The following is a 25,394-nucleotide window of genomic DNA, read 5'->3' on the forward strand; positions in this document are numbered from 1 at the left end:
GGAGAATGTGGTGGAACGGAGGGGAACATGCTTCCTGAGCAACATGGTGCCATTGTAATTCCCAATAACAACTTTTTTGCTCATCGCGATGGCTTTCGCCCGCGCTATGTCATTCTCCATGGATCGGCAGGCGGCCGCCGGGCGCAGGATCTCGCAGCCTATTTGGCCTCCACCGAGGGCACATTAAATCCTGTGAGCTGTCACTATATTATTGGTCAGGATGGCGCCCTCGTACAATGTGTATCCGAGCGCGATGGTGCCTGGTCCAATGGTCAGTTAACACGGGGACACGATAACTTTTGGAACACCTCTATCAATCCTAATCTCCTCACTATTGCGATTGAGCATTGCAAACCATCGCTTGACAATTCAGATGCTCTGACCGAGCCGCAGCAGCTTACCAGCTTTGTGCTTGTATACAGCATCTGTCAGCGCTGGGGTATCCCTATGCGTAAAGCTGACGCCGGGGGTGGCATTACCGGTCATTTTTCGCTTGATCCTATCAATCGCAGACGTTGCCCGGGAAACTATCCCTGGGAACGTCTGTGGACATTTCTGGAGGACAAAAAGATGCTCGACCTGAATGATCCAGTTGTCAGGCTATTCTTTACCGATGGTGGTCACGGGACCTGGCGCTGTAAAAACGGTGTCATATTGCAGGGAGCAAATCTGACCTTCTATCGTAGCCATGGTGGCCCTTCTATATTTGGTCTCCCCCTTGCCAATGAAATACACCTGCCCCAATACCCGAATACGGCCATTGTTCCCTGTGAACGCGCGCTGATCGCGTACGACCCCGAGCGTAAAATTGATTCCCCACCGATCCATGGCCCCTGCTATCTCCTCCATATCGATTCTGGCCTGGGACAGCAGCTCCTGCTCCAACGCTCAAATGCCCTCATCCATACCCTATCTACCAAACTGACCCAGATCCACTCCCTCTCTGAAATATAAAGACACGAGATGTTTTCATGCCGCATTGCAGCATGAAAACATCTCGTGTACATAATTGCCATAACCTTGACTAATTAGAGCTTTAGATGGTATCTTCTAGAAGAATATGGTTGACATATAAACAGTTGCCATGCCAACATTATGGTTGACATTATTTAATGCAGATGGACATAGCAGGATCATCGTCTGGCGTTATTGCTTCTTTGCCTCATCCATGATGTGGGTAACGCGATCCTACCACAGTATTTTCCAAGGAAGGGAAACCCATGACCACTGGAGTGAATGGCTTCAATGCGAAGAAAGCATTGAAAGCCTGCGTTACTACTGTGCTGCTCGTGCTGCTGACGACGGCTATCTTTGCCCAATCGGCACCTGTTAAAGCGGCTGGAACAGTTCCCAATGTCTCTGTGACCGTGCATTATTTCAGGCCAGATAATACCTACGATCAATGGAATCTCTGGATGTGGAATATTGATACCGCTGGTAATGGTCACAACGGGGCGAGCTACAATTTTACCTCTCAGGACAGCTACGGTGCTGTCGCGACCCTGTCGATTCCTCCGGACACAACTCAGACCCTGAATACCGCCCAGGTTGGTTTTATTGTGCGTAAAGGTGATTGGCAGGAGAAGGATATCGACGCCAATCGCTTTATCAATATTACCAATGGTAAGGGTGAGGTCTGGCTCGTTTCGGGTGATCCCAACGTGTATACGACGTTGAACGACGCGCTGGACGCGCGCAAGCCGCATGTGGTGAACGCGTTTCTAGAGGATAATCGGACCGTGGTGGCACAGCTCTCGAACCCGATTAATTTTCCCTATGCCCCTGCCGATGCCAGTGTGGTCGATATCACCAGCGGCAAATCCATCTCCGTCAATAGCGTGACACCTTATGATCCTACCAAAACGACGTCATCCAGCCTGGTAACCCTTAAGCTGAATGGCGTGCCGGATGTCACACATAGTGTGAATGTAGCGCTCAAGGACGTTAAGGCAAAAACGATTATTCCACGCAACGTCTTAAATCTTCCACAGTATACCTATAAGGGCGACGATCTCGGCAACCGCTATGATGAGTCAGCAACGGCGTTCCGTGTCTGGGCACCGACCGCTTCGGATGTGAATCTCCAACTCTTTAATAGCGAGAGTGGACCGCTGACGCAGACGGTAGCCATGCATAAAGGCGATAAGGGAACCTGGCAGGCGCGTGTGCGCGGCAACCTGAAGAACTGGTACTATCTCTACCAGGTGACCGTGCAGGGCCAGACGCAGACGGCGGTCGATCCCTACGCGACGGCCATCGCCGTTAATGGCACACGTACGATGATCGTTGATCTGCATGATACCAATCCCGCCGGCTGGCGCTTCGATACGCATAAGACACCGGCCCAGCCGGAAGACGCGGTGATCTATGAGGTCCATACGCGCGACTTCACTATCAATCCGAACTCTGGTGTGAAGAACAACGGGAAATTCCTGGCCTTCACCGAAACGGGAACAAAGGGACCCGGCGGCGTTTCTACAGGCGTGGATAGCCTGAAGGAACTGGGCGTGACCGATGTGCAAGTTATGCCTGCCTACGGTTTCGCCAGCATTGACGAGAATAATCCCGACCAGTATAACTGGGGCTATGATCCACGCAACTACAATGTGCCCGAGGGTGCCTACGCTACTACTCCCCACGGTACCACGCGCATCACCGAGTTTAAACAGATGGTGCAGGGCCTGCACAAACAGGGCCTTGGCGTGATCATGGATGTGGTCTATAACCATACCTTCACCACCAAGATCAGCGATTTCGATAAGATCGTGCCGGGCTACTACTACCGTACCGATTTCTCGGGCGCCTATACCAACGGCTCTGGCACCGGCAACGAGATCGCGGCCGAGCGTCCCATGGTGCAGAAGTTCATCCTGGACTCGGTCAAGTACTGGGTTAACGAGTATCATGTCGATGGCTTCCGCTTCGATCTGATGGCCCTGCTGGGCGTCGATACCATGAAGAAGATTTCGACTGAGCTGCATGAGATCAATCCTGGCATCCTTATCCATGGCGAGCCATGGACCGGGGGCACCTCCGCGCTGCCGGCCAATCAGTTGCTTACCAAGGGTCAGCAGAAGGGGCTTAACCTGGCCGTCTTCAACGATAACCTGCGCAATGGTCTCGACGGCAACGTCTTTGACAAGAGCGCCCAGGGCTTTGCTACCGGGGCGACCGGTCTGACGGATGTGATCAAAAAGGGCGTGGAGGGCAGTATCAACGACTTTACCGCCTCCCCGCGTGAGACGATCAACTACGTTACCAGCCACGACAACATGACGTTGTGGGATAAGATCGCGGCCAGCAATCCCAATGATAGCGCCAGCGATCGCATCAAGATGGATGAATTGGCCCAGGCTGTTGTTATGACCTCGCAGGGCATTCCATTCATGCAGGGTGGCGAGGAGATGCTGCGCTCAAAGGGTGGCAACGACAATAGCTATAACGCCGGAGATGCCGTCAATCAGTTCGATTGGTCCCTGAAGGAGCAGCATAAAGATGTCTTTAGCTACTATGCGGGCCTGATCAAACTGCGCGACAGCCATCCAGCCTTCCGCATGACGACCGCCGACCAGATCAAGAACGACCTGGTGTTCTTGAACAGCTCGGATAATACCGTGGCTTTCATGCTTAAGGACCATGCCAACCATGATGCCTGGAAAAACATTATGGTTGTCTACAATCCTAACAAGACCGCCGCCAATGTGACGCTACCCGCTGGCAACTGGAACATCGTCGGCACCGCGAACACCATGGGACAGCAGGTGCTTGGCCAGGCAACGGCCAGCGCCACCGTTCCGCCGATTACTACCATGGTCCTCTACCAGAAATAATCTCTGTTCGGGATTCCTCCGAGAAGGAGGAATCCCATCTATGACCTTCCCCTCGCCAATGCCCGGCAACATTGATATCCCGAACATATCCCTCTTTTTTTCCTATCTTTTCTGGTTCTTACCGGGTGCTGTCATCTGGAAATTATGCCGCGCGTGTACAATGTATAAAAACATGATGTAGAAATTTACTTATCAGCTTACTTTTTGAGGATGAACTGTGTGAGTGATATAGAAATGCATTGGAAAGGAGGTGTACCAGTTTTTTAGCGTTCCCTTGTATTGTATATGCTCTCTTTGTTGATGGGTGGAAGTAGATGTGGTTGTGACGACAAAGGGTGGTGTGGCTGGTTGATAGTGAGTAAATTGTGGTCTCGTTACCACAAGGGAGGAGTAGTACAATATGAAACAGATGACACTGACACGCATACATATTGGCCCGGTTCAACTCGGTATTATCGTGTGTACCCTGGCTACGGCACTGATTCATCTTTATGAGGCCGTACAGCCTGGGGAAGATTTACGCAACTGGTTTATCCTCAATTGTATCGGCTACCTGGTTCTGCTGGTGGCATGGTTTCTTCCACAGTTGTCGGGCTTTCATCGCCTGGTTCGCTATGCCTTGATCATTTATGCCGCAATCACTATTCTGATGTGGCTCTTGATAGGTCAGCCCTCTGAGCCGATTGGATACGTGACCAAGGCTATTGAAGTGCTCTTGATTATATTCCTGGTGACAGAGGATGTGCAGGACCGGCGGCACTCCTTAAGCTATTCTGCATCATAAAATGACCTTACATCTATCATATGATATCGGTTATTAAGGGATTAATGCACTATTGGGCGCAGGGATGCATCGCCTCCTTTTCATCCAGTGTTAATGGCAGGGATATGTGGAATTGGGGAAGGACAAAGGGTAGATATTGAGCGCTGAAGGATGTATCCTAATCTCGACTTTCTTGATAGCGATTATCGGTGTAGCGCCTGACTACTTTGCGCCAGAAGGCCTGCGCAGCCTCATTCTCGACATCTTGCCGTACGCGCCAGCGGCCCGGAAACATATCAAAGATATGGTGCGCGACCACCTGCCCTAATCCCTGTTGCCGATATTTGCGTAGTATAAAGAATTCGACCATGCTATAGGTAGCGGGTTCCTCATCTAGTTTTTGCACCAGTACAAAACCAGCCAGCTTCTGATCCACGCGAATTAAAAAGGGGAAGCGGTTCTCGTCGGTCCAGTAGTGATCTAAATAGGGATAGTCGAAGAGACCGTGGTCGCCAATATTCCTGGAGGTGAATTCAGTGTAATCGTACTGACAGAGCTCTAGCAGGTTTCGGACGATAAATTTTTCCTCGCGTGCCGCAAGATTGATTTCAACCTTCATACTATAGGCGCCTTTTCATATATCTATTCAGACAGTGTGGATGCGAATCTGGCAAAGGCTGATTGTGGTTGTTGCTGGATGCGCTATGTAGCACATCCAGCAACAACCATACCTATGGGTAGGATGTTAGGCTTCCCTGGCCTGGCGCATGATTTCTTTGAGCTGATCATAGTGCATCTGGCCATGCAGAATGCCAAGCACGTAGCAGCCAATGGCGTTCATGGGACCGATGAATGGTATGCGCGTGACTGTTGCGCTGAGATCGGGATTGTCGGGCCACGCGTCCAGATAGGCGTTGCAGAGGCGGTTGCATTCGCGCAGACGCGCCTGTAGCTGCTCAACCGTTGTGATGCTTTCCCAGGGTGTTTCGGTGTGGAAGCGTTGTTCAAGGGTAAAGCCGCGTGCGAGCAAGGCGGACGTGGTTGCCTGTTCCTCTAGCGAGGCTGTCAGGTGGGCGATCACATGTCCCAGGGTCCAGCCGTGCTCACCTTCGCCGGCCTGGGAATCCTCTGGTACCAGCGTGACGGCCGCGTCCGTCGCGTTTGCGATAATGGTCTGGATGTTGTTAAATAATTCGCTGGTTTCGGTACGTAGATCGGCGTGGCTGATGGCACTGGTAAGATCAGTGTACGAGGCCGTCCCTGCGCGTAAAGTTGCAAGATCGATTTGTAACATATACAAAGCTCCATCATTAAAGGTTGTAGTGTTAATGAATAGATTTTATTCTGATTAGCACTACCTCTCTTATATATGCACAAAAAGCGCCGCATTGCCAAATACTCCGGGGAGTAGGGAACGCAGGCGTCCCTATACTCTGTTTTTGTAGTGGTGTATCAGAGGCGCATTCACGCCGCAGGTGCACTACTACAAAAACGGCCTCTGCGCGCCGTAGGTGTCCAGAAATAATATGTACGGTAACAGGGGCGCGATGTGCCCCTGTTACCGTACATATTATTTCTGGATGGGCGTTGGTGTTGGCGTGGGCGCCTTTAGTGGCAGGTTGAATCCCCAGTCAAGCAGTTGAGGGGCATCTGTGAAGCGATCGTTTTTGTCTTTTCCCTGTAAGAGTACGCCGATCAGGGTGTGCCTGGCATTTTTGGCGGCAAATACCAGGCAGGAGCCGGCTTCAAGGGTGAAGCCCGTTTTGACACCGATAGTGCCTGGATAGGCTTGCAGCAGGTCATCGGTGGTGTCCCAGTTGTAGGCTCCGTGGTCGGCGGTGGCCGGCAAATGGTAGTGCTGGATCTGTACGATCTGGGCGAATATGGGATTGCGCAGGGCGTAGCGGGTGAGCTGGGCCAGATCGGCCGCGGTACTGTATTCGTTGGGATCGGGCTTTTTATCGGTCCCGGTGTAGTATGTCAACCCGTCTGGATTGATGTAGTGCGTGTTGTTCAGGTGTAACTTGTGGGCATAGGTGTTCATGACCTTGACAAAGTTGGCGGGTGAGCCGCTGATGGTGTCGGCGATGGCGATGGCCGCGTCATCCCCGGAAGGGAGCAGCAGGCCGTAAAGGAGATCGATCATGCGTACCTTGTCGCCTGCCTTGAGGTCGGCGGTACTGCCAAAATTGTCTTTTACCTCTTTGACCGCATCATCTTTGACGGTGACTATCTGGTCCGGTTGGCTCTTCTCCAGCGCGATGACCGCGGTCATGATCTTTGTCGTACTGGCCACGGGCAGGCGTTCATTGCCACGGACGTTGTCCAGCACGTCGTTGGTATCGGCATCCAGTAGATAGGAAACCGGCGATTTAAGCGTGGGGGGCGTCTGCCCGCTGGCGCTTAAAACCGGCTGTGGAGTAGGTGTCGGGGTGGGATTAAGGCTGCCCAGTATGGTAGGGCCGATGGGAGTAAGAAGCATCAGCGGGATAGTTAGAAGGAGTTCCAGGGCGAGCATAATTAAGACTGTTGCAACGACGACTCGTTTCATCAGAAAATATTAACCTCGTATTCTAGCCATTTTATTTATAAGCGTGATTTGACTTCATCTTGCAGGGCACATGAGCGGCCGCGCTGGTTATGAGAGTTGGTGCGACAGGGCGCATTCGCGCCCTGTCGCACCAACTCTCAATATGGCTGTGAAGCACCGCAGGTACGAAACATGACTGTGGCGCGCCGCAGGTGCGAAAGCCTGGTTTTATAGATACTTATATATACTCTATAACGAGCATGATTTTGCTTGTCGATCCTACATCATAAAGCGTAGAGGGGCTAGAATATGCTCACTAAGTTTGGTATACCAGGGCCGGTGATGCCAGTCTTCAGCGCGAAGCTCGATCACATCTTCTGTATCGCAGGCGAAAAGACGCTCCATCTGTTGCGCGAAATCTGAACTATAGATCTCCAGGTTAATCTCGTAGTTGCCGATGGAACTCAGGCGATCCAGGTTGGCGGTTCCGATAGTGGACCACTGTCCATCGATGGTACAGGTTTTCGCGTGCAGCATGGCGTGGCGATAGCCCAGAATGTGGATGCCTGCGTCTAAACACTCGCTGAAGTAGCTATGCGAGATCCAGTCGGTGACCACGTGGTTAGATGTCCAGGGGACGAGGATGCGCACATCGACGCCACGCTGGGCGGCCGTTTTTAATGAGTCCAGCAGCGATCCATCGGGTACGAAATAGGCGTTGGAGAGGTAGATCGAGTGTTCGGCACGATTAATGGCCTCGATATACATATCGCGAATGGGGAAGGTCAGGCGCAGGGCATCGTTGCCATGCAGATTGATCAAGGGATCAAATCTGCGCTGATAGTGATGCCGGATGGGATCGTGCCTGGGACCAAAGCGGTTCCAGAAATCAACAAATGAGTGAGCAAGCTCAACTGAGGCTGGCCCCTGGATGCGCACGTGGGTGTCACGCCAGTAATCGGCGTACAGGCTGCCGATGTTGTAGCCGCCGATAAAGCCTGTCTTGCCATCTACGATCAGCAATTTGCGGTGATCCAATGCGTAGTGGCGTGGATCAACAACGTGCCGATACGTGCCGAACGCCTGGTATTGCATCAAATGGATAGAGGGATCAAAGGACTTTTTAAACTGGCGTGGCACTACCAGGTTCCCGATCATATCAAAAATAACATAGACCTCGACGCCTTCGGCCGCCTTGCGGGCCAGGTGCGTCTTGAAGTCCCAACCGGCCTGGTCATCTTTCCAGATATACGATTCGATGTAGATGCTTTCTTCGGCCTGGTCAATGGCCTCTAACATCGCTTTATAGAGGTCCTTCCCATAGCCATACAACTGCAGACGGTTGGCACCGATCTGCACCTCTTTGAGCTCTATGGTGGGGAATTTGCGTTGCTTTTTGTTGTGGTCACGGATGGCCGAGATCGCGAGCAAAATTCCTGCTGTCAGGACCTGGGCCGAGAAGATGCCGATTATAATGTTGCGAATCAGCCTGGTGAATGAGAAGTTTTGCCACCAGCGCTCCCACACAGATATATTGAGCTGTATTTTTTTTGTTGGGATGCGGCGCCTGCGCCTTTGTATCTTCATCCCGATTTTTTGCATTTTCATTTAATTCATCAATCTATTATGGATGTATAGCGACAATAATATAAGGTCATTAGTTGCTATTATAGCATGGAGTAGCAGGCCGGGCGCACAAATAAGGGATAGGAGGGGGAAGAATAGGTAACATAAACCACCCACAGTTTCTCTATGAAAGTGTGTCTGACGCACTCTAACTATTAGAGAACTGCATGACCAGCTACATTATTGGATACGTTGAATGGGCCAGACCAGTACGTCGAGGCGTTTGGAATAATAAAGCAAGGGAGCTGTGTCGGGTAGATGAATCTTGTGCGAGGCGGCCATGGTGTCGCGGGTGACCTCCATTTCGGCTGGCTGGAGCGGCCACGGGAGATGGTGGATATCGGCCCGGTAGAGGTGAGAGCCCAGATTGGTGTAGAGGCAATAGCGATCGGTGAGCCAGGATTCGATCGAGTGCGGCTGCGCATAGTTGACCTCGCCGGTGGGTCGGTAGCGGCCGATGAAGTCGGCGGGCGGGGCGCCTCTGTGAGTGCGCTGGCTGCGGTAGTAGATGGTATCATCGATGCGCTGCGTTCGCATCAAGGCATTGTAGTATGGTAGATGGAAGATTGAGCGCGCCAGGGCCACGGCGATCGGATTGCCTGCCTCCAGACTAAAAAAGTAGACGCCGGGCCGTCCATCTAGTGATACATAGGTGCGCACATTTAGCTCTGGAAATGCCGAGAGCGCGGGCACCGCGAAAAGTCCCCGTGGCCGGACACCACTCATGCGGAAAGGAACGACCCCTACCCAGGCCTTGCCCTCAAAGGTATCAACCTTAAAGGCTGAAGGCATCAAGGCCTGCAGGTTTGCCGGGGCGATCGGCCAGTGCGCGAAGAGCAGTTCATGCCAGTTCTGCTTCATGATCCAGGGTCCCGCTGGCAATGGATAGTTGCGATGCTGAGTCGTATGGAGAATCTCTTCTGTGCGCACGTGTTATTCCTCTCATTGGTCGGGGGATACCAGGGATTCCCTCCTGTAGCTGGACGCGAGGCAGGCATGCCGTGAACATGACTCTCCTCGCTCCATCCCCCCTATTTCTGTTGTGCCTAGCGAATCTGTGGCTGGTAAGGACCGCTGATGCGCTCAAAGCGTGGGCGATAGCGCTCCTCGTGGTAGTCGGCTGGATCGACACGACGGGCCGGAATATCCTTGCCGGGAATATCTGTGACGATGTAGTCTCCATTGCGGTGCGCAGCCATCACATTATGCATCCCTTCGCTGACCTTACTCATGACCAGGTTGGCAAAGTGGATCGCGATATCTTTGTCATACACCTCTGGCTCGCCACTTCTCAAGAAGTAGGTCAGATCGATCGGCAAGAAGCGTACCCCCGAGATGCGCTCGGTTAGCTGGTCCGCCAGGAACTCCGCCACATTGGCTTTTTTCTTGTGACCATAGGCATCGGCCTCACCGACGGTAGGCACCGGAACACCCATGTTGGCACCTTCGGACATGACGACGAATGAATATCCTTCGGGATTCTGCCGGTCCTTCATTACCAGGTCAGCCAGGCGATCAATGTTGATGGGAACTTCAGGGATGATCAGGCGGTCGGCCCAGGTCACGGCCGCCGTTTCGAGCGCGGTAAAGCCCGCATCTCGCCCGAACATCCGGAACAGCACGGTCTGCCGATGAGAGCCCGCGGTTGAGCGGATACGGTTAATAAACTCTCCGGCGCGGCTGATGGCGGTCTGGAAGCCGATGCAGTAATCGGTGCCGGGTACATCATTATCCATTGTTTTGGGGATCGCCCAGACGGGAATGCCGACGGCGGCTAGTTTGGAGCCGTAACTCAACGTGTCGTCACCACCGATCGCCACCAGGCCATCAAGGCCCAGAAACTCCAGGTTGGCGATAACCTCTTTCGTCAGGTCGACGCGATCCTCTGGTTTGTGTCCTTCGCCATAAGATTTCAGATGGGGAGGTAGCTCGCTCACACGCATATTGGCAGGATTGGTACGTGAAGACTGCAGTATCGTGCCTCCCTGGCGGTCGATGCTGCGGGTATTCAGGCGTGTCAGGGGCATCAAATAGCCATGCTTCCAGGTGCTGGGGTCTTCATCCTGGAAGATCAGAGCCTCCTGTCCCTGTGACCGATCCAGGAAGGTGATCCCTTCCCAACCGGCGCGTAAGCCCATAACGCGAATACCCATTGTCTCTGCGCGGTATACTAATGCTTTAATTGCCACGTTGAGCCCTGGCACGTCGCCGCCACCGGTTAGCACGCCGAGCGAGCGAATGGGGCTTGATACATGTCCTGGCATGGGAAACCTCTTTTCAACTGAGACTTACTCTCTATTACTTACGACCCCCGGCCGCTCGTGATGGCGGCCCGGGGGCGTTTTCCGTCCACTCTTGATGGTGAGAAGCGCTTCCCCACCACAAAGATGTATAGAGAAAATTATATCACTCGTGTCGATCCGAAACCTGCTATCGGCATAGAACTATATCACGATTCATTGCCGCTTCTATGTGTGGTATTCACACATTTGATCGCGGCCCGAATTTTTTTGTATTTGCGTTTCTTCTATGACTGTTGTATCTGTCCCTTGCAGGTATATAGTATCAATGTCCCCCTGTTTTCTATGGTACCCGGTATTCCAAAAGTCTATTGAATATTAATGGGTTGGCGCAGTACAGCGGGTGGATGCGAATGCATCCACCCGCTGTACTGCGCCAACCCATTAATATTAGGCTCGTTGAGAGGAGTGGTTGTGTTGTAGTGCCTGCCAGGTGGGACCGTCAGGATAAGCATACTCTTGCAGAGAGGAGGAATGCATGGTGATGCTATAGCCGGGGGCGGTAGGGGGCATGTAGTGTCCGTTGTGAATAGCGACGGGATGCTCGAAGTGCTCGTGCAGGTGGTCGACGTATTCCAGGATACGGTTCTCCAGGCTGCCGCTGATGCAGATATAGTCGAGTAGCGAGAGATGCTGGACATATTCACACAGGCCGACGCCGCCGGCGTGGGGGCAGACCGGGATGCCGAATTTCGCCGCCAGCAGCAGCACGGCCAGTACCTCGTTGACTCCACCCAGCCGACAGGCGTCGATCTGACAGAAGTCGATCGCTTTTGCCTGCAATAGCTGTTTGAAGATGATGCGATTCTGGACATGCTCGCCGGTGGCTACTTTTATAGGCGCGATGGCACGAGCGATTGCGGCGTGCCCCAGGATGTCGTCTGGGCTGGTCGGTTCTTCGATCCACCAGGGATCGAACGGCGCCAGCTGTCGCATGTAGGCGATCGCCTCTGGGACATCCCAGTACTGGTTGGCGTCCATCATCAATCTGCGTTCTGGGCCGATGATGCCGCGCATGATGCGGGCGCGCCGGACATCGTCGGTTAGACTGGAGCCCACCTTGAGCTTGAAATGCGTCCATCCCTGCCCGATCGCCTCGCGGCAGAGCGCCTCGATCTTCTCATCGCTATAGCCGAGCCAGCCGGCCGAGGTGGTATAGGCCGGATATCCTATCTGTCGCATCTCTTGTTCGCGTTCAGTTTTGGTCTGTGCCCGCTCTTGCAGGATGTGTAACGCCTCATCGGGGGTCAGGGCATCGGTGATATAGCGGAAATCGATGCAGGCAACCAGCTGTTCTGGTGTCATATCCACCAGCAACTTCCACAATGGCTTCCCTTCCGCCTTCGCATAGAGGTCCCAGACCGCGTTAATCACGGCCGCCGTTGCCAGGTGGATGGCCCCTTTTTCCGGACCGATCCAGCGCAACTGACTATCCCCGGTCAGCAGGCGCCAGCAGGCGGCCATGTCGGCGGTCAACGATTCCAGCGTCAGCCCAACCAGCATGGGCGCCAGCGCCTCTATAGCGGCCACGCAGACCTCATTGCCCCGGCCAATGGTGAAGGTGAGGCCGTGACCTTCCAGTCCTGGCTGGTCGGTATAGAGAATCACGTAGGCGGCCGAATAGTCCGGATTTTTGTTCATGGCATCCGATCCGTCAAGTGCCAGCGAGGTGGGGAAGCGAATATCGTGTGTCTTGAAGTGGGTAATGGTGATCGGGGTGGTGGCCACGAGCTTTATTCCCTTCACTAAAATAAGTATGACTCATTTTTTAGCATGGCTGTGAATTGATAAATAATTATATGCGCTATGTTTTCCACATGCTATATCGGAAGAGCTTGCATGAGCCACACTCAATGCACGTTTATTTTTCATATACTACCATATGGATGTGGATGCTGACAAGCTAAATGCGGAGTCTGCCGTTAAGGTGGTTCTAGATTTGCATGGCTGGATCAATTTTATTGACATATAATAAGTATGTCTTATTTCTATATTAAGGATCGTTTTTTACGCGTGCTCAGGCGGCGGGGAGCAGAATGTGGAAGACGCTGCCTTTGCCCATTTCGCTTTCGGCCCAGATGGTGCCGTTGTGGAGCTCTATGATACGCTTGCTGATGGCCAATCCCAGTCCCAGTCCCCTCACTTCGCGTGTCAGACGCGTATCGATGCGGTGAAACACCTCAAAAATTTCGTTCAGATGTTGAGGCTCAATGCCTATGCCGTGATCGCGAACCCAGATCTCGACCATACGTTGACTATGGGTGGCGGTGGTACCATGTGCCTGAACCTGGTTCCGGGCGTTGGTGGGCGGCATGATTGGCAGTATTTGGTCCATGCTTATCGTGCGGACTCCCACCTCGATGCTTCCCCCACGCGGCGAATAGAGCAGGGCATTTTCTAAGATGTTCCTGAGCACTTCCCTCAGGCGTTCGCGGTCCGCATAGATGAACTGGTGTGAAGTTTCCTGCCTTTCTGTGCAGCCGGTAATCTCGAACTGAAAGACGGGATAGGGGTCTGCGGGATGGTTGTGTTGAAAGCGCAGTGAGTGCTGAGCTGCATGCCGGGCATCGTCCACTGCTTCGTTGATAAGCTGGCAGAGATTTACCTGCCTCTGTTCCAGGATGATAGGCTCCGCCTCAAGCTGTTGAACTTCGATGATCTGATTTATCAACACCTCCAACTGCTCACTGGCCTGCTGGATCGCCTGCAGAAATTCCAGGCGTTCCCTCTTTCTCAGATGTTGTTCATGCCGTACCAGAGTCGACGTATAGCCTTTGATAGCTGTCAGAGGGGTCCTTAATTCATGGCTCAGGGTCGTGAGCAGATCTATGGCGGATCGGTTTTTTTCTTCTATCATATCTCTCATCCACCGCCTCCTTCTCGTGTTACTTTTTTGCTTGCTTTAATCCTCAAGGTTGACCATTGGTGGAGCGGTAACAATGACATCTTTATGGGCTGCGAAAATTTTATTTGCTGATATGGCCTAGTATAGATTTCAGCACTCACAAAGAGAGCACAGAGCGTATTACACTATCACAATGGCATCACAGAAAATGTAGCGGTCGAATATTGGTAAATGTATACTGTTAAGCTTGCTCTAGTAATGATTTATAGTGTTACATACATATTAGAAGTAATGTCGTGCTGAGTTTAATGGGGAGGGAGCGGTACTGTTGCCGCGCTATACGAGGTGAGTTGTTATGGCTTCAACGGCGATCAATAATTCTGATTGGAATGTGGATACATCCAGGCGCGGCGCTGCCTTTGCCCGCACAGGCATGGCGTTGATGCGCGAAACCGATGAAGGACGATTAATCGAGCATATAACCAGTACCTGTTGCGCGGTCGCAACGGCGGAGATGGCGGCCTGCTCTTTGTGTGATGTCGATGCGGATGGAAAACCGGTTGATCCAGGGGATGAGAGTTTTTTCCATATCGCCAGTGCGGTGGGTGTGAGTGATGAGCAGCGTGCATTTGCCCGCTCCGTTCCTCTTGGGAGTATCGGTCTGTTACGCCCTATTTTTAAGCATGGTTTCCCGGTACGCATCGATGATATTTTTGCTCCTGATCTGACGGCCTATTGCTCATATTTGACGGAGAGTGAGGCTAGCGGCGAGATGTTTAGTCCACATGTGCGCGATCCCCGCTGTGCCGAGTCATTGCAGACCCCCTTGCCTCCCGAACATCCTCCTATACGTAGCTTTCTTGGCGTCCCTCTGCTAAATTATGATGGTGCCGTTATCGGCGCTTTACTGCTAGGGCATTCGCAGCCGGGACATTTCTCTGTCTGTGATGAACTGCTGGTGACTGGCCTGGGGACGGTGGCGTCCGTGTCTCTTGAAAACATTCGTTCATGCCATCGTGCGCAGTTGTGCACTACGAACCAGCAGGTGCCGCAGGAATTAGAGGCGCAAAGGTCCGTTTTGCAACTCATCCTCGATGAGATGCCCGGCCGCGTCTATCTGGTGCATGGGCCTGAAGCGCGCCTGGTATTGATGAATCGCGCGGCGTCTGCTTTGTGGCAAGGTCAATGGATGCCTGGACAGCCGTGGGGTGAGTTTTTGCGGCAGAGCCAGATTACGATCTTCGATGAAAATGGCGTGCCCATTTCTTTGGAACAACTGGCTATTATGCGAGCGATACAGCAAAGGAAAACGACGTATCGGCGACTGGAAAAAGTGCATTATGCCGATGGTCGCTATGTACCCATGAATGTGAGCACCTCTTTGATCGGTATCCCACGCTGGCTGTGGCCGACAATGCGCAACGTTCTTTCTTTGCAAGATCGGGGACCTTTAGCTGTTGTTGTGCATCAAGATATAACCTTATCGATCGATGTCGAGCGTTTGAAGGATGAGTTTATTGATATCGCGGCCCGTGAGCTCCTCTCTCCCCTGTCAACCCTACGCGGTTGCACGCAAACCCTGGTGCAGCAGATTAAGCGCGGCCGTGGGGCTGCGCTGACGAATCGGCAGCTGGAGGCTATTGAAGGTATTGAGCAGGCGACCGTCAGAATGACCGAGCTTTCTGATCATTTGTTGGACGTTACACGCCTGCAGGCGGGCTGTCTGAACATACAGCCGGAGCCACATGATCTACTCGCCCTGGTACGCCGGGTTGTTCAGCGTGTCCAGCCAACCGTTGCCAGGCATCAACTCAACATCCGTACCGTGCCGGATCACCTGCTAGTGGAGGTTGATGTCGAGCGTATAGAGCAGGTGCTGACCAATTTGCTTCATTATGCGATCACCTATAGTCCCACCGGTGGCCCCATCGATCTGGACATCTCGGTAGGTCTTGAATCGGCCCAGGTCGGTGTCGCAGTTGTGAGCATACAAAATCCTGGACTGCGCATCCCTGTCGAGCAGCAAGCAGGAATGTTTAAGCGTTTCAATAGCACCCCTGATGCTCACAACTGTGCTGGTACCGGACTCGAGCTCTATCTCTGCCGCGCCCTGATAGAACTGCATCGCGGTCAAATCTGGTTTGAGTCATTTGAAGAAGATCGCCCTACCTGTACCTTCTACATTACCCTGCCTATTTATTGTGAAGAAAGATCTACCACCTGCCGCCTGCCAGACATACTTTAACCCATCAGGCACCCTCTCTTGCTGATTGGTGCTGCCTGCCAAATATATGTTTAGCTATCAGCATCCTCTCTGGTTTTTTTGATTAGTGCAGCGGGGGGCGCATCCGCCCCCGCTGCACTAATCAAAAAACCAGTGCGGACGCCCATGCGGGGGCGCCCACTTCCCCCTCATCGTCTGCGGCTTGCCTGTATGTTCGCACCCACAGTGCTCAACAGCCCCTAGTATGTAGGTGCAACATTCAAACCAGAAGCACTTACCGATGGGCAAACAACCCCACAGTGCTCAACAGCCCCTAGTATGTAGGTGCGACAGGGGCGCATCCGCGCCCCTGTCGCACCTACATAAAAAACCAGTGCGGAGGCGCACGCGGCCGCCCGTGCGGAGGCGCCCACTTCCCCCTGCAAAAAGAGAAGTACAATCACATTCTTACCGCATTCTAACCCCTGGCTGGTATCTTTCTTGCGAGATGATGAGTGGTATCGATAAACAATGACTCCTTCCCATCAGAGACGTTTTTTACGGCATCACGCCGATGTGATCGTCATGCAACAGCAATCGCATCTCAAGGACATGCTATATATGTTGCGGCAAGCGCATTGATGAGCGCGAGCATTAGAAATACGAAGGATCTATGATGAAAGAACAGAATGTAGTCGCGGTCAATGCCGAGGCTCTGCCAACGAGCCGTTGGGCGCACCTGATGCCCCTGGCATTTATTACGTATAGTCTTGCCTACCTTGACCGCGCAAACTTTAGCTTTGGAGCGGCGGGAGGATTGGAGAAAACGTTAGGGATTACTTCGTTTATTTCTTCCTGGCTAGGAGCGCTTTTCTTTTTAGGATACTTCTTTTTTCAGATTCCTGGTGCCAATTTCGCGGAGCGCAGGAGTGCCAGAATGCTGGTCTTCTGGGCCCTGATCGCCTGGAGTATCCTGGCGGCTCTGACCGGGATTATCACCAATGTGCCGCTGCTGATGATCGACCGCTTCCTTCTGGGCGTTGCTGAGAGCGTCGTCTTCCCGGCGATGCTGGTCTTTCTGACGCACTGGTTTACCAAGCGCGAACGTTCCCGTGCCAATACCTTTCTGATCCTTGGTAACCCGATAACGGTCTTATGGATGTCGGTTATTTCTGGCTATCTGATTCAGGCCCTGGGCTGGCAGTGGATGTTTATCCTGGAGGGAGTTCCTTCGCTGATCTGGGCTTTCATCTGGCTCAAGCTCGTTGATGATCGGCCGAGGGATGCCGCCTGGCTCTCACGTCCGCAGGCGCAAAGCGTCGAGCAAACGCTGGCGGACGAGCAGCAGGGATTGAGCCAGGTCAAAAATTACTGGGCCGCCTTCCGCACGGGACGCGTTATCCTGCTCGCGCTTCAGTACTTCTTCTGGAGCATTGGCGTGTATGGTTTTGTCCTCTGGCTGCCCTCGATCATCAAAGCGGGCTCGAATCTCAAGCTCGGTGTGACAGGGTTACTCTCGGCATTGCCTTATCTGCTGGCGGCTATTCTTATGCTTGTTGCTTCGTACTTTTCTGATCGCACATTACAACGCAAGCTGTATGTCTGGCCCTTCTTGCTGATAGGTGCCGTGGCCTTCATGATATCGTATTTTGCCGGACCCGGAAATTTCTGGCTGGCCTTTCTGTTCCTCGTCATCGCTGGCGGGTGTATGTACGCCCCATATGGTCCATTCTTTGCCATTGTGCCCGAGATTCTGCCCAGTAACGCAGCTGGTGAATCGATGGCACTGATCAATGCCATGGGCGCGCTGGGTTCATTTGTCGGCGCCTTCTTCGTAGGCTGGCTCAATGGTGTAACGGGCAGCTCTGGTGCCGGCTTCATCTTTATGGCCGCCTCACTGATCCTGGCAGTGATACTGACCATACTGGTGAGAATGCCCAAACAACGCAACCTTGAAGTAGCTCCTGGCGACGCAATGGAATCGCAAGCCTCCAGACTTGCTTAATTGACAGGTGAAAAATGAGCCCTGGCGCCAGACAAAAGAAAGGACCCACTCGGAATATGTTCCGAGTGGGTCCTTTCCTCAGGGGGAGGAGAGAGACCTTCAAAGAAGGATTGATCTTTTTAGAGAGTGTATTTATTTTTTAGGCTTTACACTGCCACTGGGTCCAGCGGAAGCCATCGTTTTTAAACAGTTCATAAGCAGCGCGAGCATTGGCCTGTGGATCAAACGGTGACTTGCCGGCCTGCGAGGTACCGTTCCAGGTGCTGGGATAGAGGATCTGGAACAGACCAGAGGCGTAGCTGCCGCCGATGGCCATGCTGTTGCGCGCATTTGGATTCATAGTTGATTCACATTGCGCGATGCGCATCGCCTGGCCAGAATATTGACCAAACACGCTGTGAATAATGCTGGCCAGGTAGGTCTCATTGGTCGCCGCATGCGTGGTACTGGCTTGCATGCCCATAAATGTCCCGGCCAGTGTAAAGGCAAACATCACGGCCAATGCGATTCCCAGGATACGCTGTTTGAAGGATCGGTTTTTATGTGTTGTATTCATAGTGTTTTTATGTGTATTGTTCATGGTTTCTCCAGTGTATTTGTTTGAAATCAATGTATATGCTCCTCTTTACAGCTCGATATACAGTCCCGGTAACCTGTCAGGACATACATACATAATTATGTATGTACCAAAGCTTTCCTTCTGTTGTCTATCCGTCGCAGCGGCGGACACGACTAATTAGGGTTTATGGCATATTGGAAAAGGATTCCCTGTTGTTGTCTAAACAGGAAGATGAAATCCTGTGGTTTTTATCTTAACTTTGGAAACTACTGGTAGCGTCGGGGGATGCCGTAACACCTACCGGGTCATGCATACGAACTTACTGGATTACTACAACACCGACTTAGCGTCCCTGTGTGTATCTGCTTACTGGTTATCGATATTCTGTGGATGGGAAACTGGTATTTCCCTGTGAATGTCTATACCCTGGTCCAGATCCGTCGCGTCCTACAGTCAAATCCTGGGGGCAAATGGTCTACTACTACTGCGTGCTCTACGATAACGGACTACTCTGAGTATGACTCAAATTTGTTTTCAATCAACAAACTGTATCGATATCTGGTATCTGTTGGATACCTCTGGAGGATTTGTGTTTTCACTTCTAGTTGAGTGATATCAACAGTATGCAATCAATGATTTATACAGTCAAATCTTATAGGTACTTGGTACTATTTTTTTTAATTTCCAGGCCTTCTCTGTGCTCCGAAGCACCTGTAAACTTTTAACAGTATGCAATCGTAAAAGCAAGCTGTCAATTTTATAGCTACTTAGTACCTGTCAATGTTTTTTTCGTGGTTCGCTCACGCTCAAAAACATTTGTAAACTGTTACCAGTATGCAATCGTAGAAGCAAGCTGTCAATTTTACAGGTACTTAAGTAATGGAGCTTTGTAGTGTGGCCTGGACACCGCAAGGCCACACTACAAAACAAAAAAGATGCGGCCGCGTATGCGGCCACACGACACAAAAAGAACGAGGTCCTATTTTCCATAGGACCTCGTTCTTTTTGTGCCTCGTAAAGCTATGCTTACTGGAGCAAGCCTTCGCTGCCCAAAACTTTGTTCAGGGTTTCGCGTTTGATGCGATAGGCCTGACGTGCATTGACGTGGGGAAGCACAACAGCTTCGAGCGCACCCTGTTTGACCCAGCGGCGAACAGTAGTGTCATCCACACGAAGAATCTCGGCCACTTCTGATACGGTTAAAAGATCACTCATTTATTTAAGACTCCCTTTTGGTTTTGTATATTCGTTCACTCATTTTTATCTATATTAGATCAAAATGGTGTGAAACAATGTTGTAATTTATTATTACGTGCACATTGTATAACAATGTTATGGAATTGTAAAGCCGTGATAACTTATGTCGAACGGGACTTGCTACATCCTCCCTTTCGTGACTTAGAAGTGCAAGGAATGGTATGCCAATGGGGTAACGCGCAATGATCGTTAAAACGACTTTATAAGCGCAATCATAACCTCTTCGACATATCTTAGCAAAGCACTCTATCCTGGCTGAAAGACGGGTGTATGAATCGAATATGCCATACCATATGGGGGGGTATGTTTCTTCAAGGAATGTCACCATGGGGAACTGATCGTAGCTGTATTTCATTATATCACATTCTTTGTTGATTAGCGTTCTATGCCTCTGGGAAATACTTTTTTGGCAGGAATATCTTACATGCAGAATAAATTTTATAATTACGTAATATTATGCGATGTTGTGAAGAAGCAGGCGCCCGGGCGCCTGCTTCTTCACAACATCGCATAAATAAAAAACGACTCGGGCGCGTCAGCGTCCGAGTCACAAGAAGACACGTTGTATCCCGGCACACCGGGATACAACCTTCCTCCCTTTATTTGTACTGGCTGGTGTTAGCGCAGGTCGAATTATTGTTGATATAGATGGAGCCCCAGTCATCCGGTGGGGTCAATCCCTGCGCATTATCAACCACACCCACTACGCAAGGTTTTCTCACCGAGGTGGAGATCTCCTGGGCGGTGGGAATCCAGGCTACATCGTTGATCAGCGCCTGCTCGGCGGTATTGTACTGCTGCATGCGCTCGGTGGTGTTGGCATTGGCGTCCGCCTTCACCATCAGGGCTTGATTGGCCTGCTGCTCAGCGGCGTATGATTGCTTGTTCTGACCATAGTTCATGCCATTTTTGGAGGCACCGTTCCCAAAGAGCAGCGTCAGCCAGTCCTGTGGATCTGGATAGTCGGCGTACCAGTCGGCATACCACATCTGGATGCCCTTTGGATTGTTGGCGGCCGCATTGGCCTGGTCCAGCAGGGTATTAAAGTCGGTATCGCGTACCTTGACATCGATGCCCAGTGCGTTTTTCCACATCTGCTGCATGGCGCTGAAGGCATTGGCGGCATCCGAAGATCCTTCGGTCGCGACCGTGAAGACCACTGGAGGGAAGTTGGCCCGGGTATATCCTGCCTCTTTCATCCCTTCCTCAAACAGCTGTTTGGCTTTGGTGGCATCTCCTTTGGTATCTTTGACGCCTTGTGGACCGGTCAGGTTTTCATTATAACCGGGCATACCCTGCGGCACGATATGGTTGGTGGCGACGTTGGCGTCTTTCCCAACGTTATGTGCCAGAGCGTATTTGTCCAATGCCAGGGCGAAGGCCTGACGAATCTTGATATTATCAAAAGGCTTGGTCAGGTAGTTCATCGCGATGAAGTCGATAGCCAGGATCGGTATCTGATGATACTGATTGTCGGGTAGCGTTTTGGCGGTCGCGACCAGTGATGAGGGAACACCAGTGATGTGGACCTGGCCATTCTGATAGGCCTGATACGCTGTCTGGCTATCTTTGTAGAAAGGCACGACAATCTTTTTCAACTTGGGAGCGGTCCCGTAGTAATTCGTGTTTGGCACAAACACGATCTGTTTGCCGTGGTCAAACTTTTGTACCTTCCAGGGACCAGCGCCGCCGCCCTCGTCCAGGTGGTCGGTCCAGTTTTTGCCGTATTTGTCGACGAGCTTGCGCTCGACCACAAATGAAGTGTTATATGTCAGGGCTTCCAGAAAATAGGCCGCCTTCTGCGTGGTTTTCAAGATAACCGTCTGATCATCAGGGGTAAGGATGCTATCATTGATCAGGGTATTGATCTTGCCCGCGCCGCGCTTGTCCGAATCTTTGATCAGTCCCAGATAGGTGCTGGCAACGCCCGAGCCCACCTGGGGGTCCAGTGCCCGGTCAATGCTGTACGCGACATCTTTGGAGGTAAGGGGGGTTCCATCGCTAAACTTCAGACCGGGTTTTAACTTGAAGGTCCACGTCAGCCCATCCGGACTGGCTTCATAAGATTGAGCGAGCTGCTTTTGCACCTCAAGCTTGTCGTTAAGGGATACCAGGCCGGTAAAAACCTTGCTGATGGCATTGATGGAGGGGATATCGCCAGCCAGCGCTGGATCAAAGGTTTTGAGGTCCGCGCGACCAGTGATGGGTTGGATTAAAATCTGTTTGTCATCTGAGGCTTTGCTACTGTTGGTATTCGAATTGGTGGTAGCCGGTGCCGTACCGCCGCAGGCTGCGAGCAGCACAGCTATGATACATAGCAGGGCTGGAAGCAAACGGCGACTGGACAATGCATGTGATTTCATGAGTGTCTCCTGACTCTACGAGGTGAAAATTTCGGGCTGAAATAATTCCTTTACCAAAACTCTTCACTGTATACTACGCTTTTGCCCGATTAAATCTCTCACGTAATATAAATACATATAGAAGTATAGACAACATAGCCACTGCATGTGCTCAAAAAATGGAGCTATTTTCTATCCTGCCGCCTCTCTTCACTCTCAATGCGGGAGAACCCTGCACCCCTTAAGTTAGTACATAGGGCCGGGTGCTATAATAGAGCCAAAAATAATATAGAAAAGGTATATATATGAAGATTAGTAGAGAGGATATTGAGCAGGCGGCCCGGCGCGTGGCCGCTTATGTGCGGCAAACCCCTGTCATCTCGCTTGAGCGCGGTATCTGGAACTGTCCCGGCCATCTTTCATTGAAGTTGGAGCAGCTCCAGCATTCGGGCTCGTTCAAGGCGCGGGGAGCCTTTAACCGGCTTCTGTCGCAGCCGGTTCCTCAGGCGGGCGTGATCGCTGCCTCCGGTGGCAACCACGGCGCGGCGGTGGCTTACGCGGCCCAGCAGCTGGGATATCACGCAGAGATATTTGTACCTGAGATCTCGGCGCGCGTGAAGGTGGAGCGTCTGCGCTCGTATGGGGCTGATGTGCATATTGTTGGGGCGACATATGCCGATGCATGGCTGGCCAGTGAGCAGCGGGCCAGGGAGACGGGCGCGCTGGTGGTTCATGCCTACAATCAACCAGAGGTGGTGGCGGGCCAGGGAACGGTGGGTTATGAGTTGTCGCGGCAACTGCCGGATCTGGATACACTGCTGGTGGCTGTGGGCGGTGGAGGTCTGATTGGTGGGATCGCCAGCTGGTTTCAAAATACGGTGCGCGTGATTGGCGTTGAGACCGGAGGAACCGCCAGTATGTATCGGGCTTTACAGTCCGGCGCCCCGGTCGATGTAGAAATTCATGGCCTGGCGGCGGATGCGCTGGGGGCGAGACGCGTGGGCGAACTGGCCTTCGAGATCGCGCAGCGCTATGTGGAACGCGTTGTGCTGGTGGACGATGAGGCCGTGGCCCGCGCTCAGCTGTCTCTGTGGAACGATCTGCGTCTGGTCGCTGAACCCTCGGCGGCGGCCGGCATCGCGGCCCTGCAGGCCGGTGCTTATAAGCCCGCGCCCGATGAGCACGTCGGCGTCCTCATCTGCGGCGGCAATGCCCAGCTGGAAGCCTTTCTAATCAAGTGAGCATCTCTGTATCAAAAGAGCGGTACCAGGAAGTTATTTCTGTATTAGTACAATACAGAAATAACTTCCTGTTCACGTTAGCCAATTTCTTGCTGAGCACCTTCTTGTGGGATGGAGTCTTCTTCTGGCCTGGATAGCCATTCTGTTCCCCAGCGTTCGATGGCTTCAACAACCTCGCTGAGGGCTTTGCCCTTCTCGGTCAGTTCATATTCAATGCGTACCGGTATCTCATTGAAGACCGTTCTTTTGATGATCTCCTGCTCTTCCAATTCTCGCAAACGTAGGGATAGCACCCGGTCACTGATATGACCAACCATGCGCGCGATTTCACTGTAGTGGCACGGTCCCATCAGCAATACTCTAAGGATGAGTGGCGTCCAGCGCTTGCTTATCAGGTTGGCCGCCTGCTGATAGCGTGTGCACATCGGCCTGTCTTCTGCCATGATTTATAAGTCCCCTACATATTTTTTATCCTGGCTATTCTGCCATTATACTAACATAAAATTAGTAACTTGACAAATATTAGATCGTAGTGTATCATACTTTCATCGTAGACGTTACTAACAATAAGTAAGTATAGATTCCATCTCCTGGAGTCGAAAGGAAATAGCATAATGTCTTTATCAATTGGCCTTCTTATCTTGCGCCTTGTGGTTGGCCTGTTGTTGATGGGCCATGGTGCGCAGAAGCTTTTTGGCTGGTTTGGCGGACATGGCTTTGCCGGAACGACGGGCTGGTTGAAGTCACAGGGTTTTGTCCCGGCCGCGTTCTGGACTGTGCTGGGCGCTGGCGGTGAGTTCGTGGGTGGCCTGCTCTTTGTTCTGGGATTGCTGACGCCTCTGGCCGCGATTGCGATTATTGCCAGCATGTTGATGGCGGTGGTTCGTTTCCACTGGTCAAGTGGCCTGTGGTCGACCCAGGGTGGCTATGAGTATCCTCTGGTGCTGATGTTCGTAGGTCTGGCTGTCGCTTTAACCGGACCAGGTGCCTATGCGCTTGATGCCCTGATCGGTTTCGCGCTCCCTGCGGTGCTGTTCTGGATTTTGTTGCTGGTGGCTATCGTAGTGGTTGTCGTTGGCACGATCAGCAGTAATCGGCAGGCCGCGCAACAGGTTTCGCGCCAAAAGGTTGCCTGATAGGCAGACTGGCTACATAATTTGACTGGTTAAAAAGGTCATCTTCAAGGCATGGTCACATGCCACGGGGATGGCTTTTTTTATCAAAGCGCGCCGTAAAACCCCTGGCTTTAGCCATGAGGAGAGAAGGCGCGTTCCTTTTGGTGGCGCGATGGGGGCATGGTACTGTTGACTTTTTACACAGTATAGGTTACCATGTAAAGTATGAGTACACAGAAACGCGCCTACAAATTCAGATGCTACCCGACCGACGAGCAAAAACAGATGCTTGCTCGGACGTTTGGCTGTGTACGCTTTACCTACAACTGGGCCTTACGCCTCAAAACGGATGCCTTTTACAAAGAACACACGCGTCTGTACTACAAAGACCTTTCTTCGCTGCTCACTGAGCTCAAAAAACAGGATGACTATCGCTGGCTGAATGAGGTATCCAGTGTTCCCGTCCAACAGGCATTGCGCCACCTCGACAAGGCATTCATCAATTTCTTTGAGGGTCGCGGCAAGTATCCGACCTTTAAAAAGAAACGGATGTGGATATATCTTCGCATCCCTCACGCTCGACGTACGCCAGTGGACGTGTCCAGAATGTGACGTGCATCATGAGCGAGATATGAATGCGGCAAAAAATATAAGGTCCGTGGGGCTCACGGTCCTCAATGCCTGTGGAGAGGCCGTCAGACCGGGGGCGGTGAAAACCAACCCCGGCAAGTCTCAGCGAAGCAGGAAACCCCGCAAGTGATTGTGGGAATCCCCCGGC

20 protein-coding genes and 1 pseudogene are annotated in these 25,394 nt (G+C 52.1%); 9 read left to right on the top strand and 12 right to left on the bottom strand.

All coding sequences use genetic code 11. From position 1 onward, the window contains the following. Positions 1-27: 27 nt before the first annotated feature. The 3 genes from AABA21_RS07905 (at position 28) to AABA21_RS07915 (ending at position 4,614) form a co-directional block, all read left to right on the top strand. Positions 28-954, top strand: a complete 927-nt coding sequence (locus AABA21_RS07905) for an N-acetylmuramoyl-L-alanine amidase (RefSeq protein ID WP_338248636.1) — start codon at positions 28-30, stop codon at positions 952-954. Between the two features lie 266 nt (positions 955-1,220). Continuing rightward, positions 1,221-3,830: a type I pullulanase gene (gene pulA / locus AABA21_RS07910; RefSeq protein ID WP_338248638.1), complete on the top strand. Its 2,610-nt coding sequence runs from the start codon at positions 1,221-1,223 to the stop codon at positions 3,828-3,830. Positions 3,831-4,230: 400 nt separating this feature from the next. Further along, complete coding sequence (locus AABA21_RS07915) at positions 4,231-4,614, top strand: hypothetical protein (protein WP_338248641.1); 384 nt, start codon at positions 4,231-4,233, stop codon at positions 4,612-4,614. A 157-nt stretch (positions 4,615-4,771) separates the two neighbouring features. Here AABA21_RS07915 and AABA21_RS07920 read toward each other — a convergent pair whose 3' ends face one another. The 8 genes from AABA21_RS07920 to AABA21_RS07955 all read right to left on the bottom strand — a co-directional run bounded on the left by AABA21_RS07920 (position 4,772) and on the right by AABA21_RS07955 (position 13,915). Further along, complete coding sequence (locus AABA21_RS07920) at positions 4,772-5,212, bottom strand: GNAT family N-acetyltransferase (protein WP_338248643.1); 441 nt, start codon at positions 5,210-5,212, stop codon at positions 4,772-4,774. Between the two features lie 126 nt (positions 5,213-5,338). Continuing rightward, positions 5,339-5,887 carry a DinB family protein gene (locus AABA21_RS07925; protein ID WP_338248645.1) on the bottom strand — a complete coding sequence of 183 codons (549 nt, stop codon included), beginning with the start codon at positions 5,885-5,887 and terminating at the stop codon, positions 5,339-5,341. Positions 5,888-6,163: 276 nt separating this feature from the next. Further along, a complete protein-coding gene (locus AABA21_RS07930) occupies positions 6,164-7,144 on the bottom strand; it encodes a D-alanyl-D-alanine carboxypeptidase family protein (protein WP_338248647.1) in 981 nt (326 codons plus the stop codon). Positions 7,145-7,402: 258 nt separating this feature from the next. Continuing rightward, the gene (locus tag AABA21_RS07935) at positions 7,403-8,710 is read right to left on the bottom strand and encodes a phospholipase D-like domain-containing protein (RefSeq protein ID WP_338248650.1); all 1,308 of its coding nucleotides are present in this window, start codon (positions 8,708-8,710) and stop codon (positions 7,403-7,405) included. Between the two features lie 219 nt (positions 8,711-8,929). Further along, positions 8,930-9,679 (bottom strand): YqjF family protein, encoded by a 750-nt coding sequence (locus AABA21_RS07940; protein ID WP_338248652.1) that lies wholly within the window; start codon positions 9,677-9,679, stop codon positions 8,930-8,932. A gap of 116 nt (positions 9,680-9,795) precedes the next feature. Then, entirely contained in the window at positions 9,796-11,013 is a 1,218-nt protein-coding gene (locus AABA21_RS07945; protein WP_338248653.1) for a 6-phosphofructokinase, read from the bottom strand. 426 nt (positions 11,014-11,439) lie between these two features. Beyond that, the gene (locus AABA21_RS07950) at positions 11,440-12,777 is read right to left on the bottom strand and encodes an L-fuconate dehydratase (protein ID WP_338248655.1); all 1,338 of its coding nucleotides are present in this window, start codon (positions 12,775-12,777) and stop codon (positions 11,440-11,442) included. 289 nt (positions 12,778-13,066) lie between these two features. Further along, on the bottom strand, positions 13,067-13,915 hold the full coding sequence (locus tag AABA21_RS07955) for a sensor histidine kinase (RefSeq protein ID WP_338248657.1): 849 nt from the start codon (positions 13,913-13,915) through the stop codon (positions 13,067-13,069). Positions 13,916-14,249: 334 nt separating this feature from the next. Here AABA21_RS07955 and AABA21_RS07960 point away from each other — a divergent pair, with 334 nt between their 5' ends. Both AABA21_RS07960 and AABA21_RS07965 read left to right on the top strand, forming a co-directional pair. Further along, positions 14,250-16,139: a GAF domain-containing sensor histidine kinase gene (locus AABA21_RS07960; protein WP_338248658.1), complete on the top strand. Its 1,890-nt coding sequence runs from the start codon at positions 14,250-14,252 to the stop codon at positions 16,137-16,139. Between the two features lie 631 nt (positions 16,140-16,770). After that, the gene (locus AABA21_RS07965) at positions 16,771-18,102 is read left to right on the top strand and encodes an MFS transporter (protein WP_338248661.1); all 1,332 of its coding nucleotides are present in this window, start codon (positions 16,771-16,773) and stop codon (positions 18,100-18,102) included. Between the two features lie 139 nt (positions 18,103-18,241). On the opposite strand, the gene AABA21_RS07970 is transcribed toward AABA21_RS07965, so the two are convergent. From AABA21_RS07970 to AABA21_RS07980, 3 genes are all read right to left on the bottom strand, one after another. Then, positions 18,242-18,682: a transglycosylase SLT domain-containing protein gene (locus tag AABA21_RS07970; protein ID WP_338248663.1), complete on the bottom strand. Its 441-nt coding sequence runs from the start codon at positions 18,680-18,682 to the stop codon at positions 18,242-18,244. 1,005 nt (positions 18,683-19,687) lie between these two features. Further along, complete coding sequence (locus AABA21_RS07975; RefSeq protein WP_126601246.1) at positions 19,688-19,876, bottom strand: helix-turn-helix domain-containing protein; 189 nt, start codon at positions 19,874-19,876, stop codon at positions 19,688-19,690. A 641-nt stretch (positions 19,877-20,517) separates the two neighbouring features. Then, positions 20,518-22,281 (bottom strand): peptide ABC transporter substrate-binding protein, encoded by a 1,764-nt coding sequence (locus AABA21_RS07980; RefSeq protein ID WP_338248666.1) that lies wholly within the window; start codon positions 22,279-22,281, stop codon positions 20,518-20,520. Positions 22,282-22,565: 284 nt separating this feature from the next. Between AABA21_RS07980 and AABA21_RS07985 the strand changes: the two genes are divergently transcribed. Beyond that, positions 22,566-23,501 carry a threonine/serine dehydratase gene (locus tag AABA21_RS07985; RefSeq protein WP_338248668.1) on the top strand — a complete coding sequence of 312 codons (936 nt, stop codon included), beginning with the start codon at positions 22,566-22,568 and terminating at the stop codon, positions 23,499-23,501. A 77-nt stretch (positions 23,502-23,578) separates the two neighbouring features. On the opposite strand, the gene AABA21_RS07990 is transcribed toward AABA21_RS07985, so the two are convergent. Continuing rightward, positions 23,579-23,944 (bottom strand): winged helix-turn-helix transcriptional regulator, encoded by a 366-nt coding sequence (locus tag AABA21_RS07990; RefSeq protein ID WP_338248670.1) that lies wholly within the window; start codon positions 23,942-23,944, stop codon positions 23,579-23,581. A gap of 171 nt (positions 23,945-24,115) precedes the next feature. Between AABA21_RS07990 and AABA21_RS07995 the strand changes: the two genes are divergently transcribed. The 3 genes and pseudogenes from AABA21_RS07995 (at position 24,116) to AABA21_RS08005 (ending at position 25,376) form a co-directional block, all read left to right on the top strand. Next, positions 24,116-24,637 carry a DoxX family protein gene (locus AABA21_RS07995; protein WP_338248671.1) on the top strand — a complete coding sequence of 174 codons (522 nt, stop codon included), beginning with the start codon at positions 24,116-24,118 and terminating at the stop codon, positions 24,635-24,637. A 204-nt stretch (positions 24,638-24,841) separates the two neighbouring features. Next, a pseudogene (locus AABA21_RS08000) lies at positions 24,842-25,165 on the top strand (RNA-guided endonuclease InsQ/TnpB family protein); the annotation flags it as partial. Continuing rightward, positions 25,059-25,376, top strand: a complete 318-nt coding sequence (locus AABA21_RS08005) for a zinc ribbon domain-containing protein (protein WP_479430355.1) — start codon at positions 25,059-25,061, stop codon at positions 25,374-25,376. The pseudogene AABA21_RS08000 and the gene AABA21_RS08005, both read left to right, overlap by 107 nt. The last annotated feature ends 18 nt before the right edge of the window (positions 25,377-25,394 follow it).

The sequence above is a fragment of the Dictyobacter halimunensis genome (genome assembly GCF_036245075.1).